Source organism: Bacillus sp. DHT2 (assembly GCF_026241455.1).
Lineage (GTDB): Bacteria > Bacillota > Bacilli > Bacillales > Bacillaceae_G > Bacillus_A > Bacillus_A pseudomycoides.
In genome coordinates this window covers 160,606-175,175 of record NZ_JAPHWH010000008.1, presented here as the reverse complement: position 1 = coordinate 175,175, position 14,570 = coordinate 160,606, and the positions used below count along the sequence as shown (strand labels likewise).

Genomic DNA, 14,570 nt, shown 5'->3' with positions numbered 1-14,570 from the left:
TCGATAAGACCTATCTCTCACTGCTACACCTTTAATTTTCTTTTCTAACAAGCCTTACCACATTTTCCACATGCGCCGTATGTGGGAACATATCAACCGGTTGTACATATTCCACTTCATAACTCTTCATTAATGCTTTCACATCACGCGCTAATGATGAAGGGTTGCAAGAAACATAAACAACTTGCTTTGGTTGTACTTTTAAAATTGTTTCAAGTAACTTATCGTCACAACCTGTACGCGGTGGATCAACCACGATTACATCTGGACGCCAGCCTTCTTTCACCCATTTTGGTAGCCATTGTTCTGCCTTTCCAGCTTCGTACTTTGTATTTGTAAATCCGTGACGTTTCGCATTTTTCTTTGCATCTTCAATCGCTTCTGGAATGACATCCATACCGCGCACTTCTGCTGCATCATTTGCTAGCCAAAGCCCAATTGTACCAACGCCACAATATGCATCAACGATTTTTTCTTTTCCTGTTAACGCAGCGGCTTTTTTCGCTTCGTTGTAAAGGACAACAGTTTGTTCTGGATTCAACTGGAAGAATGCACGTGCTGATAATTCAAATGATAAATCACCGAGTGTTTCTTGAATGACTTCTTTTCCAGCTAAGTTGAATGTTTTGTCACCGAAAATAACAGATGTTTTACGCCAGTTCACATTTTGCATAATCGATTTGACTGTTGGCATTTGTTTTTGTACTTCTGCGATAAATTGCTCTTTATTTGGTAATTCTTCTTTTGTTGTAATTAATGTGACTTGTACTTCCCCTGTTTGAACTGCAGCACGTGTCACAATTGTACGCACTAGACCTTTTTGTTTTTTCTCGTTGTAAATAGAAATGTTCAATTTTTCTAATATACGTCGTACAACTTTTGTCGCTTCGTTTGTTGCTTTATGCTGAATCATGCAGTGAGAAATATCAATTAATTGATGTGAGTTCTGTTTATATAATCCCGTAATCACTTTTTCATCTTTACGTCCTACTTGTAATTGACTTTTATTACGATAATGCCATGGGTTTCCCATACCAAGTGTTGGACGAATGTCAGCTTCCATGCTTCCGTTCATATACTTTTCAAAGGCTTGTACCACAATATCTCGCTTTTGATTCAACTGTTCTTTATAATCTAAATGCTGCAATTGACAACCACCGCATTCATCATATACTGGGCATGGCGGTTTTACGCGATGCGGTGATGCTTTACGAATTTTTTTCACTTTCGCTTCAGCAAAGCCACGCTGAATTTTCGTTGTTTCCGCAACAACTTCTTCTCCTGGTAATGCCCCTGGAATGAAAACAACTTGTCTCTTAAAATAACCAACGCCTTCTCCGTTAATCCCTAGACGCTTAATTGTCACAGGAAACGTTTGACCAACTTCCAACTTACTCTCATGTTGCTTTTGTACCATTATTACACCTCTACTCTATACTTTTCCATAAATACAACGCTGCATAACTGCAGTATGGTTCACACTCTTGTTTCATTTTTTCTAAAAATGCATCATCTGGTTTATCCTCTAATTGAAATATACCTTGAAGTGCACGCTGAATCCCAATATCTGCTTTTGGGAACATATTTTTCCGTCCGAGCCCAAACAGTAAAAAGTTTTGCACCGTCCATGCACCAATACCTCGCACTGGTAACAATTGTGCTGCTACTACTTCTTCTGTTTGTTTTTCTAGCTCCACTAAATTTAACTTACCTTCCACAATATGTTTTGCTAGTCCTACCATATATTCAGCTTTTCGTTGACTAAATTTCTGATTTCTGAGCTCTTCTATTGAAATATTCGCCACCCTTTCTGGTGTTGGGAAAAAGAAAACGCCATTCTTCTCTGTTCCATATCGCTTTACAAATTGTTCTGTAAGAGAAGTAGCAAATTTCAAATGAACTTGTTGATGAATAATACAACGAAGAAGACAAGCAAAATAATCAAACTCTAAAACAAGTGGTGTATAGGCATATGTTTCAAAAAGTGGACGTAATGATGTGTTTCTAAAATGGGTTTGTATATCTTGAAAAGATTCATTCCATTGAAAAATGGAATAGATGCGTTTCATAACCTTCTCTTGTTCACCTGTCTGACTTGAAACCCAAAATTGTGGGTTTTGAAGCGTACCAATTCCTTGTACGCGGACAACAATTTGTTCTTCATCCATAAGAAGTGGGACATAAACTATTTTCTCTTCTAATTGAACAACATTGAGTGGATCAAAAGACAAACGCCTGAGTACCTCTTCAAAATGGTACGAATCCTTTAACGTAACATGTTCGCTCCACATACGTTTCCTCATCCTTTTTACACATCATTATAGCATGAGAAAACCGTAAGCATACATGCTTACGGCTGATTGCTTTTTACTAAATCATCCAGGCTTTTAAAATGATACCCTTTCTCGCGCAAATCATCAATGATTTTCGCAAGCGCTTCTGCATTATCTTTTGATATAGCATGAAGTAATATAATGGATCCCGGATGAATCATATTCATTACATTATTATGAGCATATTGCCATCCTCTTTGCTGATCTACTTTCCAATCTAAAAATGCAAGCGACCAAAATACGTTATAATATCCCATTTCTTTCGCAAGAGCTAGCGTACGCTCACTAAAAATCCCACGCGGAGGACGTACATATTTCACTTCTTTTTGTCCGGTTACTTTTTTAATTTCATCCGTTACACTTTGTAATTCTTCACGAAGTTTCTCATCATTTACAGTTGTAAAATCAGGATGGCTTCGAGAGTGGTTTCCAATAATGTGACCTTCATTTTTCATTCTTAATAATAACTCTTTTTGCGTCTTTATATAATGACCCGTTACAAAAAATGTTGCTGGCACTTTCTTTTCTTTTAGTACATCCAAAATTTTTCCAGTATACCCATTTTCATATCCATTATCAAATGTTAAATATATATCTTTTTTCTTCGTGTCTCCTAAATAAAAACCACCATTACCCCGGAGTAGATCAGTAAATTTTTTCCCTGCATCTGGCGGGGTCTCATTTTTTGCTCGCGGAATCCCCCAGTGATTTGGTGCGTTCGTATACGCGAAAGCAGAAACTGGAACAAGTGTCATTATAATTGAAAAAATGAGACCTATATATAACCATCTATGCTTCATAAATAGTCTCCTTTCCATATATCATCGTACCTGTAGTTTCTGTTTTCAATATTCCTTTCATTCTAAACAAGTTTTTCTATATGTACCAAAAAATGCACCTCGAATGATTCGAGATGCATTTTTCCACTTACTTAAATACCGGTTCTTTAAAGCTTGCTAATTTTTCAAATGATGTTTTATCTACATCTGCATGTAGGCTATTACCATGAGAGTCCATTGTTACAACAGCTTTAAAGCCGTCAATACGTAGGTGCCACATTGCTTCTGGAATACCAAATTGTAAGAAGTCGACATCTTTCACTTCTTTAATACATTCTGCATAATACTGCGCAGCACCACCGATTGCATTTAAATATACACCACCATGTTCTGCTAGTGCCGCTAATGTTTTTTCTCCCATGCCGCCTTTACCGATGACAGCACGAATACCAAACTTCTTCATAATGTCGCCTTGATATGGCTCTTCACGAATACTTGTCGTTGGACCTGCCGCTTTAATTTTCCAATTGTCATTTTCATCTTTCACTACAACTGGACCACAGTGATAAATGATTTGTCCATTTAAATCTACCGGGCAATCGTTATCCATTAAGTGCTTATGAATTGCATCACGACCTGTGTACATCATCCCGTTAATGGTAACGACATCTCCAACGCGAAGTTCACGAATTTGCTCCTCTGTAATTGGTGCCTGCAGTACAATTTCACGCTGCTCACTTTTTGCGTGCTCCACTTCTTGTTGAAGTGTATTTTCACCTTCTTGATATAACCAATCGATAATCTCACCTGTTTCAGGATGAATTGTTACACCAAGGCGACGATACGCCCAACAATTATATGCAACAGACACATAGAAACTGGCTGGCAGACGATTGTATACTCCAATTTTACAACCAAGTAAGGTTGTTTCTCCACCAAATCCCATCGTACCAATGCCAAGCTTGTTCGCATTCTCTAATACGTATTCTTCAAGCTTCTGTAATTCAGGAATTGGATTCACATCATCTAATGTGCGAAATAGTTGGTTTTTTGCCAACTCATAACCTGACGTACGGTCTCCCCCGATACCAACACCGATTACTCCTGCACTACACCCTTGTCCTTGTGCTTGATATACCGCATGAAGAAGGCATTTGCGAATCCCTTCTAAATCACGACCTGCTCGTCCAAGTCCTTCTAATTCACAAGGTAAGCTATACTGAATATTTTTATTTTCACAGCCGCCCCCTTTTAAAATTAAACGAGCATCAATATAATCTTTCTCCCACTGCTCAAACTTAATCACAGGTGTACCTGGTCCTAAGTTATTACCGCTATTATCTCCGAAAAGAGAATCAACAGAATTCGGACGAAGTTTCCCGTCCTGTGTCGCCCGCTCAAGCGCACTGTAAATTGCTTCTTTCATTTGTAATTGATTTACGCCAACTGGTGTATAAATTTTGAAGGTTGGCATCCCTGTATCTTGGCAAATTGGAGAGATGTTTTCATCTGCCATTTTAATATTATTTGTAATGGTGCCAAGCGCCATTGCAGAACGAGTCCCTGCATTTTCTCGTTCTTTTGCTCGTTGAATTGCACGACGAACATCTTTCGGTAAATTCGTTGATGTTTCAACAATCAGTTGATACATACTTTCTTGAAGCTTTTCCATTGTTACTTCCCCCTCAATTGTGAACGCTACCAAAACGCTACGAGATGAAATTTTCACCCTTAAGTCTCTAGAGTCTTTGTTTTTATTTTATGACTCTTAAGATCAAACGAAATTTTTCACAACTTGATTATACCCTTTTTTCCATATTCCTTCTATTTAATCGGGCAGGAAATCTATATATTTTCTAATAAAACAGCGCATTTACAGAAAACGGCTACCAATATATAATTGGCAGCCGTTTTATATTATTCGTCTTTTTTAAATTGCTCACATTTCAGTTCTAATTCATCTAACATCGCAAGAAGACGATCTACATCTTCTAATTCTACCTCTTCTGGTTCAATTGTATCGATTACTTCGATGAACATATTTAAACGTTCTTTTAAATATACTAATTGTGAATCTTTATCTTGAATTGCTTTTCCCACAAAGGCACTCTCCTTTTTATTCGAGTTACTCTTATTATACCGCAAAAATGATTATCACGAACATGAATTTTCATCATTTTTGCCACAATACTTGATTACATACAAGCAGACATTTAAATTACTTCCTCCATCACTTGAAGTGAAATCAACAGATGAAGAATTTTTGTTACAAAAAGTTTCACTTTATAAAACGTCCATATTCTTCTATTATAGAGGATGGACAAATTGTTATTTCAACAGTCAAAGGAGTATTTCAGATGAGTATATCACAAACAATGAAGCCGATTACTCCTTCTTACGATCCATGGGAAGCGTATATGGACCTTGAAGAGTACGGCAAACTACTATTAACAAACGTTGAATTTACAACGACAACGTTATGCAATATGCGCTGTGAGCATTGTGCTGTTGGTTATACATTACAGCCAAAAGATCCAAATCCGCTTCCAATGGAACTTTTATTAAAACGATTAGATGAGATTCCTCATTTACGTTCTTTAAGTATTACGGGTGGAGAACCAATGCTCTCAAAAAAATCCGTCGACAACTATGTAACACCACTCTTAAAATATGCCCATGAACGAGGCGTTCGCACTCAAATCAACTCAAACTTAACTATAGATTTAGCCCGTTATGAACAAATTATTCCTTATTTAGATGTGTTGCATATTTCACATAACTGGGGAACAATTGATGATTTCGTTGAAGGTGGATTTGCAATGATGGAGCGCAAACCTACTTATGAACAACGTGCTAAACTATTTGAACGAATGATTACAAATAGTAAAGCTTTATCAGATGCAGGTGTTCTCGTGTCAGCAGAAACAATGTTAAATAAACGTACCCTACCACATATTGAACACATTCATCGTCAAATCGTCGAAGAAATGGGCTGTAAGCGCCATGAAGTACACCCTATGTACCCAAGTGATTTTGCTAGCAACCTTGAAATTTTAACAAAAGATGAAATTCGAAGTGCAATCGAGCATTTATTAGATATTCGTGATGAAAATATATGGATGTTATTTGGCACACTACCTTTCTACGCATGTAGTAATGATGAACGTGACTTAGCTACATTAAGAAAATTACATTTAAGCAAAAACGTGACGGTTCGTAACGATCCAGATGGGCGTTCTCGCTTAAATGTAAATATTTTTGATGGCAACATTATCGTAACAGACTTTGGTGATATTCCACTGCTTGGTAACATTCAAACAAACACATTACAAGAAGCCTACGACAGATGGTGTAGTTCGAAAACAGCGAAATCATTAAGTTGTCACTGCCCTGCTGTAAAATGCCTTGGGCCAAATATTCTTGTGAAAAACAGCTATTATCCAACCGAGGATTTCTTAACAAAAGAAACAAATATTACACTGTAGCAAAAAAAACGTCAGCATATTTAGCTGACGTTTTTTTGCTATTGTGGATAAGGCGAAGAAATAAATTTAAAGGATACATAATCTTGTATAGGAATAGATGCCCCAATTCCTTGTGAAGTAATATTTTTAATGACAAGCCTCTTCTGATTTCCTTTTAAAACAAGATATACTTCTCCAAATGTAACTTTTCCTTTTTCATTTACCGCTGGTGTATATGCATATAAATACCCAAGTTGTTTTGGACTGATATTATATACACGCTCATTTCCAGTACCATAACCAATTGTTGTTTTAAAAGAAAGAGGAAGCTGCACCTTCTCCATCGCCTTTAAAAGAATCATCTTTTTCACATCATCTGTATCTTTGATATAGGCTGTTAAACCACCTTCTACCGTTTTTTGCGATTCTTGTTTGTACCGAAGCGGATATAACCGCTCCACACCACGGTTATCATATACATTACGATTCACTTGCTTATATTCCCAATTTATCGCTGTATCTGTTGATTCATAATTTAACGGCCATTGACCTAAATAAATTTTCGCCCTATATCCAACTGCAAGAGGTGCATTTGAAATCGAAGTTTCATTAAACAACCGAATTAAATCTGGGTTTTCGATTCGAATGGTCGATGTTTTCAGTAATTCTTTCGCTAGTTCACTTGGCTGCAAACGCGGTAAATCTTGCGCTTCATTTGGATACGTATTGTCCTTTGAAATATTCAAAACAGATGAAGGCATCTTTACGTTTATTGTTGTCTTTGCAGAGCTACTATAAGGAAATAATAAAATAAACGAGACCATAGTTGAAAGACATATGCTGTACACTCGTTTCACCTACTTTACCCCTTCCTAATTTAAGAGTGTATAAACCATTTAAATAGCTATTAAATACAAATTGAAAAACCGACATAAAACCTTTCTTTTTAGGTGGGAGAGAGCATCTAGTCATGCATAAAAGCAGTCAGATCCTCTTCCTGCCCCCCATGCCAAGTGAAAACAAAGAGAGAAAACAAGTGCATGTCACCTTTTGTTCTTCGTAGCAGCGACTTATATGCCTGCAAATCAAAATGGATTTATATATTAACTATCTCTATTATTTTCTCTCCGTAATATTGTTATCCCAATTTTTTATAACAAGTAAAAGCCAATTCCCATAATGAGATAAGCGGCTAATAATGTTCCTCCTTCAAACCAGTTCGTATCTCCATCATTTGAAATTGCAATTGTTAAAAAGACCGCTGTAATCATGGACACAAGTTCCGGCATTGTAAATACAAGGGGCATTTTTACCGTGAAAAACATCGAAAGTATGATGAGAACAGGGGCAACGAACATGGCAACCTGCAAGGTTGAACCGACTGCAATTTCAACTGCAATATTCACTTTATTTTTATAAGCCATAATAATTGCAGAGGCATGCTCCGCGGCGTTACCAACAATCGCAACAATGATAACCCCGATAAATAATTCCGACCATCCAAATGATTTTGCTACCGTTTCAAATGTATGAACAAGCGCCTCGGATACATAAGCAACAGCCGCTGTTGCAATCGCTAAAATAAGTAATGCTTTCCCTTTTGACCATTCAGGCTCTTCCTCATGTTCTACTTCATCGCTTTTATGCTGATACACACCACGATGCGTAACCAGTTTAAAGAATAGTGCGGCTAAATACATGACAATCATGATGATTGAAACCCCAATACTTAATTGATATGTTTTGTCTATACTCATCTTCATTGAAAAAACTTCTGGAATAACAAATGCTACAACAACTGCAAATATTAGTAAGGCCGAATTATGCCTTGCATCATAAACATTAAAACTTTGTCTTTTATACTTGAGCCCTCCTACAAAAAAAGAAAGACCTCCAACTAACAATAAGTTGCCAAGAACGGAACCAGTTAGTGAAGCAAGTACGACTTCAGTTAGCCCTGCTTGTAATGCAAAAACTGAAATGATAAGTTCAACCGCATTCCCGAAGGTTGCATTTAATAGCCCACCAATTCTTGGTCCAGAAACAATAGCTAAACTTTCTGTCGCTCTTCCCATAAAAGCAGCGAGAGCAATAATTGTAATGCAATACACAGCAAACATAATTGTTTGTGGCCAATGCAACGTATTTCCAAGAATAGAAAGCGGTACACCAGCAAGTGCAAGTATTAAGAAAATTTTATTAAACATATTTTCCATCCTTTCATCGTATGTATTTCCCCCACTATTATCATTATTCTTCTCCTAACTTGTCCCATTTCATCACAAATACGTTTAAAAAATACGATTGAAGAAAAAAGTATGAAAGAGTGTAAAAAATTTTAAGCAACAAGTTTCCGCAGAATGAAATTACGGATAGCAGAAAGGGGCTCAAAAAATGAATTTAAAAGAAAAAATTGCAACTATTATTGAAGGACAAAGAACAGGTGTATTAGCTACCGTGCGTGAAAATAAGCCACATAGCTGTTTTATGATGTTTTTTCATGAAGACTTTGTATTATATGTCGCAACAGATCGTAATTCCAAAAAGGTAGTAGATGTCGAACAAAATTCAAATGTACACGTGCTACTCGGAAGAGAAGGGAAGAAATGGGATGAAGATTATATCGAAGTAGAAGGCACCGCTTCAATTGAAGAAGAGCAAACATTAAAAAACAAATTTTGGAACAACAGCTTAAAACGCTGGTTACTCGGCCCTGAAGATCCTAACTATGTACTTATAAAGATCAATCCAAATACAATTTACTACATCGATAGTGCTGGTACGACTCAACCAGAGTTTTTACGACTGTAATTCAAAAACAAGCCCTTTAAAAGGGCTTGTTTTGTCGAAAAGTTCTTATCAAAAAAAAGATAAAAAAGATGGAACTTTCTAAAGATTCTGTTATATAATAGTATTAACTTAAATAAACTGTATTAAAACAGATTGGGAGGAGAAACAAAATGATGAAAAGAGAAGAACGGAAAAATATGATTGAGTTTATTGAAAAGAAAAAGGGAATTGAGCGTGAAGAGCTTTTATTTATGACAGATGATGAAGTAGAACACATTTATAATGTAACGTACTTTTTATATGAAGAAATTGCAGAATAATAGATCAAAGGCCCATCTAACATCTTTATGTTAGATAGGCCTTTACTATTTTCATAGTTATATTCAAAACATCCTCTTGCTATCCGTTATACTTGAGAATGATTTTCATGTATAATAATACAAGACTGGAGGAATTTTACTATGAGTTCATGGCTATTATTCGCATTATTATCAGCAATTGCTGCAGCACTTGTATCCATTTTTGGAAAATTTGGTTTAGAAGGAATCGATGCCAATGTGGCAACAACTATCCGTTCAATCATCATGGCACTATTTATGATAGGTGTAATTATGATACAAGGTAAATTTCAAAATATTGGTGACGTTCTAATGAATAAAAAAGCACTGCTATTTATCACGTTAAGTGGTATAGCTGGTGCCTCATCATGGCTGTTTTATTTTCTCGCCTTAAAAACAGGAAAAGTTTCACAAGTTGCTCCTGTAGATAAATTAAGTGTTGTATTTTCAATTATTCTTGCAATAATTATATTAGGCGAAAAATTAAACTTCATGACTGGAATGGGTGTTGTATGTATTACAGCAGGTGTTCTCTTCATTGCTTTCAGCTAAAAACCGCTTAACTAGCGGTTTTTTTTCTTCTTATGTAGAGCCATACAATAAGTACAACTACTACTGAGATAATTAAAATCCACATTCCATAATGATGCAAACTATATTCAACAAAGCGCCACTTCTCTCCAAGTTTCCATCCAAGTCCAATAAAAACGCTAATCCAGATGAAAGCACCACCGTATGCGTATAGACAAAATCTCCAAAACGTTAAATTTGACATACCAGCAAAATATGCAGTTAAATGACGAACTCCTGGTATAAAATATCCAATCATTATTAAAAAAGGACCATATTTTTCAAACAAAACATGCGTTTTTTCAATTTGCTTTTCTTTAATTCCTATCTTTGGACCATATTTTTTTAATACAGGCAGTCCAAGTTTTAAGCCAAGTATGTAACTTAAAGTAATTCCAAGTACCGCACCAGCCATTCCACTTAAAAAAGCAGCTGTCCCTGACATAGTTCCTTTCGAAATATTATAACCAACAAACGTCAGCAAAAACTCATCTGGTATTGGCAGACCCACTATTCCACACGCAAGAGCTATAATAATTCCCAAATACCCATAATGTGAGATTAACTCACCAATATGTTGTTCCATTTGGATGACACATCCTATGCACAATCGTTATTCCATATTGTACCCTCTCTATCTTTTAAGCAAACATGGTATACATATTCACTATACATCGTTTTTATAATGAACTCTACTCCTATTCATCTTACCTGTAATGAAACTTTTTACTACTTTTAATCTTCATTTTTCAGGACCTTAAGGTGTGAATGCATATTGTCCACGAATAGCGTGATAAATCCATACTTCACTTCATAATTATAAGAAAATCCGACTTCACAAGCGTGATTTTTGTTACAATAAAGAAAAGTTACATTTAGCATCGGTTTGACTCTCAAGAAAAATGATATAGGCAGTAAACATATATTTAAAAAGATTACATGCATCTTCCATCCGTGTAGAGTACTATGCATCCTTTTACATAAAAATCATTTTTCTAAATTATACAGGGGGAAAAAACATGACCATAGAAAAACAATTGATTCAAAAGGTATACTATGAAACATTCTTAACTGAACAGGATTCTGTTCAGGCTCCTCAAGTACTTGGGGAAGCATATGTAAATGAAGCTGAAAATGAATTTTCCAATATCGCTAACATTCGTTTCGCACAAGGAGAAGTTAATTATCATCATAAAGATTTCGAAACAGCCATCTTCAAGTGGGAGAAAGTAAACAATGATCTCTCTCTATGGGCAAAAAAAAATATAGCAGACGCTTATTTTGAATTAGGATTGCTTTCAATGGCAGAAGAAATCTATACATCGATTCAAACAGAAGACACAACACTGACAATGGAAGTTTCATTGCAACTTCTTTCTCTGTACATCGAACAAAATCGCTTAGGACTTGCTTTTAAGGTCATTAGTGAAGCAGTTTCATTCCAACCAGACTATCCAAATATCACTGCCATTGCTCGTTCCTTTTATGAGAAACAGCAGGATTGGAACAATGCTATTGACCTTGCTGTTCAAGAAGGAATTCGAACGAAATCATTACATTGGTTTGAGATTTTAACAAGTTATGTGAATCAAGGATTCACAAAACAAATGAAACCAAAATATTTTTATGAAGCATTAAAAGTTTTATATACCGTCGATTCCGTTCAATTTAAGCAACTTGTCTCATCACTTTGGAAAATCTATCAAGATGAGTCAACCTACTTATTATGGATTCAAACAATCAATCACCTTTTTTTACACGTCGAGGTAGATTCTTACGACTCATGGGATGAAATTGTTACGCTTTATCAAGACACCTACTGTGAATTAATTACAGGACAATACTTGATGCATGAACTACAGGAACTTATTCCAGACTTGTTAACAAATTGGTTTAGCTTAACAAAAGCAGAACATTCTCTATTTGTTTCCGCTGCAACGTTAGCATGGAATGAGATTTCACCTAAAAGCCTTGATACATTACTTGTAAAAAGCGCTGAAACACTCCTTTCTAGTTCAAAAACAGTTAACACAGTTGATCTAGACAAAGTTTCAAGCTTATTTGAAACTATTGTCGTATGGGCAGAAAAGAATGATGTAGACTTAGGTCATTCTTTCACATGGCTTGTTCGAGAACTTTCCGACCTAAACGTACAACAAGTTCTCGTTACAGGTACGAATGATGCTAGTAAATCATCCTTTATCAATTCTATATTAGGGGAAAGTATACTAAAAAATTCTCCTGGAGCCGCTATCATATTTAAAGATAATGCGCAGACAGAAATTACAGAACTCACAGATTTAACAATAAGAACTACTTCCAATTTGGATGAATTTTACGAAATGATGGCTGTTCCTCCAAAATCAGAATCTGAGCAGAAATGTATTGAGTTTAAATTACCATGTAGGTTTTTACGAAAAAATAAATTCTCATTTATCGTTACACCAGGTTTTGATGGAAATGGCAATAAAGAGAATACAAATCTTGAATACTTACATGCAACCGATAATCTATTATATGTTCTTAATACCTCTTCGCCTTTACTTGATGAAGAAATCGATACACTACTATACATACGAGAACAAATACCGACTTTACAAGTTCATTTTGTTTTAAATACAATCGATACAATCTTTAGTGATGAAACAGCAAATAAAATGCTAAATGAAACCGAGTCTAAAATACGTGTACATTTTCCAAATGCACGAGTATTCCCTTACTCATCTTTAGAAGAGAACAGCGGGCAACTAAGTGATTTAACAGAATCCATTACTTCAAACTTTAATAATAGAAATATAGAAACCGAACGCACGGAAAAACTATTATGGTTTATTCAAAAGACCATCACGTATCTCTTAAATGAACGCGTACAATTAGAAAATACGTTAGTAAAGTCAATCCGTTGGAATAAACACCTTTTAGTGAAATTAAATGGCTTCATTAATAACCTGACTGCTATTGAAAAAGATAAGACTCGCTCTATTACAGACTCATATCGTTTAACGAAAGATGAAATTATACATGATCTTCATGATCAAATCCCTGAATTATTGCAGAGCTGTTCCGATTTAGTTCATGAAGATAGTGACTTTAAACAAGTTCCTGAAGAATTAAATGCAGCAATGAATGAAAGAATTCAAAAACATTTACAACAAATGATATTACCTAAGTTTACTCAATCTATTCAAGAATGGATTGAAAAAGTCCATAATGAATTTATTCAAAGTCAATCTTATTTAGATGAAATGAGTGAAACATTTAATAAATTATACGAAGAAGAACGTATGAAACTACCATGCGATTTCCAACTACTTGATGATTGGCGCCGCGATGTTGCAAGGATGACAAACCGAATCAAAGTTGATGATGTGAATATTTTACTACGCTTTACACCAACACAATTTCTATTAAAAAGTGCTGGAAAGCTATTCGGTAACATGCAGAAAAATCAATCCATGCTTTACAACAAATATAAAAATTATATCGAGACCGAAGACTATACAGATGTAACAACAACTATTTCTGAACAGTTCTTCCTTCAATTTGAATTATTCGAAAGTGCATTAGAACGTGATATTATGATGTTCTTTAAAGAACCTCTTAGCATATTAAAGCAAACTGTGGAAGCTGCACATCTCGAAATAAATGAAGATGAAAATGCATTAACGAAACTAAGAACAAATCCAGAAACATATCATGATCCTTTAACACTGTTTAAATTACAGTTATTGCAGTACAAATTCATGCTAAATGAAAAAAACGATGAAGCCCCTTCTTTGAAAATAGCAACGAACGAGGCACCTACAATTTAGGTAAATACAAAAAACCAAGCAAATTGTAACAATTGCTTGGTTTTTTACTTATATTCTATTTCACATATCCCAATTAACATCATTAACCTTTGCATCAATTTTCACACGCTTAATGAATTTCTTTCTTTCATCTTCTTTATGAATTAACTTATGTACATAACGACGTTTGCTTAATACATCCCTGCATGCTTTATTATAATTTAAAATTTCCTGGCAGCGCTTATCCTCATATAAAACCTTGAACCATGTATACCGCTTCAGTTTTTCTATGTGTCGCTGCACTCTTTTCTTTTTCCGTTCTTCTCGTTCCGCTAATCTTTCTAATGCATCCTCTACCACTTCATCTAACATAAAGTCTCCAGCGACTCTTATAATACTAACAGTCCCTCTTACAATCCCTTTACCTGCATCAACACATATTTCACTTAATGCAATTGCTGCGCGACCAACTCCTACTAGAATGTGTCCAATCATATCCTCCATA

At 35.5% G+C, this 14,570-nt stretch carries 14 protein-coding genes; 5 read left to right on the top strand and 9 right to left on the bottom strand.

The window, feature by feature from the left end; genetic code table 11:
- Positions 1-31 precede the first annotated feature (31 nt).
- From rlmD to ORL93_RS19215, 5 genes are all read right to left on the bottom strand, one after another.
- Complete coding sequence (rlmD, locus tag ORL93_RS19235; protein ID WP_003194847.1) at positions 32-1,417, bottom strand: 23S rRNA (uracil(1939)-C(5))-methyltransferase RlmD; 1,386 nt, start codon at positions 1,415-1,417, stop codon at positions 32-34.
- 10 nt (positions 1,418-1,427) lie between these two features.
- Entirely contained in the window at positions 1,428-2,291 is an 864-nt protein-coding gene (locus ORL93_RS19230; RefSeq protein WP_033798588.1) for a DNA-3-methyladenine glycosylase family protein, read from the bottom strand.
- Between the two features lie 59 nt (positions 2,292-2,350).
- A complete protein-coding gene (gene pdaA, locus ORL93_RS19225) occupies positions 2,351-3,133 on the bottom strand; it encodes a delta-lactam-biosynthetic de-N-acetylase (protein WP_018767230.1) in 783 nt (260 codons plus the stop codon).
- 127 nt (positions 3,134-3,260) lie between these two features.
- Positions 3,261-4,784 carry a class I fumarate hydratase gene (gene fumA, locus ORL93_RS19220; RefSeq protein WP_018767229.1) on the bottom strand — a complete coding sequence of 508 codons (1,524 nt, stop codon included), beginning with the start codon at positions 4,782-4,784 and terminating at the stop codon, positions 3,261-3,263.
- Positions 4,785-5,029: 245 nt separating this feature from the next.
- On the bottom strand, positions 5,030-5,212 hold the full coding sequence (locus ORL93_RS19215; protein ID WP_002174720.1) for an SE1561 family protein: 183 nt from the start codon (positions 5,210-5,212) through the stop codon (positions 5,030-5,032).
- Positions 5,213-5,469: 257 nt separating this feature from the next.
- Between ORL93_RS19215 and yfkAB the strand changes: the two genes are divergently transcribed.
- Entirely contained in the window at positions 5,470-6,597 is a 1,128-nt protein-coding gene (gene yfkAB, locus ORL93_RS19210) for a radical SAM/CxCxxxxC motif protein YfkAB (protein ID WP_016112955.1), read from the top strand.
- Positions 6,598-6,635: 38 nt separating this feature from the next.
- On the opposite strand, the gene ORL93_RS19205 is transcribed toward yfkAB, so the two are convergent.
- Positions 6,636-7,433, bottom strand: a complete 798-nt coding sequence (locus tag ORL93_RS19205) for a YfkD famly protein (RefSeq protein WP_026008703.1) — start codon at positions 7,431-7,433, stop codon at positions 6,636-6,638.
- A 294-nt stretch (positions 7,434-7,727) separates the two neighbouring features.
- A complete protein-coding gene (gene cax, locus ORL93_RS19200) occupies positions 7,728-8,783 on the bottom strand; it encodes a calcium/proton exchanger (protein WP_016112953.1) in 1,056 nt (351 codons plus the stop codon).
- A gap of 187 nt (positions 8,784-8,970) precedes the next feature.
- Here cax and ORL93_RS19195 point away from each other — a divergent pair, with 187 nt between their 5' ends.
- The 3 genes from ORL93_RS19195 (at position 8,971) to ORL93_RS19185 (ending at position 10,256) form a co-directional block, all read left to right on the top strand.
- A complete protein-coding gene (locus ORL93_RS19195) occupies positions 8,971-9,387 on the top strand; it encodes a pyridoxamine 5'-phosphate oxidase family protein (protein WP_098018911.1) in 417 nt (138 codons plus the stop codon).
- 152 nt (positions 9,388-9,539) lie between these two features.
- Positions 9,540-9,686, top strand: coding sequence for a BH0509 family protein (locus ORL93_RS19190; protein WP_026008701.1), 147 nt, complete (start codon positions 9,540-9,542; stop codon positions 9,684-9,686).
- Positions 9,687-9,827: 141 nt separating this feature from the next.
- Entirely contained in the window at positions 9,828-10,256 is a 429-nt protein-coding gene (locus ORL93_RS19185) for an EamA family transporter (RefSeq protein ID WP_003194827.1), read from the top strand.
- A gap of 7 nt (positions 10,257-10,263) precedes the next feature.
- Here the strand turns inward: ORL93_RS19185 and ORL93_RS19180 are convergent, their stop codons facing one another.
- Complete coding sequence (locus ORL93_RS19180) at positions 10,264-10,860, bottom strand: DedA family protein (RefSeq protein WP_265959379.1); 597 nt, start codon at positions 10,858-10,860, stop codon at positions 10,264-10,266.
- Between the two features lie 433 nt (positions 10,861-11,293).
- Here ORL93_RS19180 and ORL93_RS19175 point away from each other — a divergent pair, with 433 nt between their 5' ends.
- The gene (locus ORL93_RS19175) at positions 11,294-14,086 is read left to right on the top strand and encodes a dynamin family protein (RefSeq protein ID WP_018782710.1); all 2,793 of its coding nucleotides are present in this window, start codon (positions 11,294-11,296) and stop codon (positions 14,084-14,086) included.
- A 60-nt stretch (positions 14,087-14,146) separates the two neighbouring features.
- On the opposite strand, the gene ORL93_RS19170 is transcribed toward ORL93_RS19175, so the two are convergent.
- Complete coding sequence (locus tag ORL93_RS19170; RefSeq protein WP_098161284.1) at positions 14,147-14,569, bottom strand: hypothetical protein; 423 nt, start codon at positions 14,567-14,569, stop codon at positions 14,147-14,149.
- Between the last annotated feature and the right edge of the window lies 1 nt (position 14,570).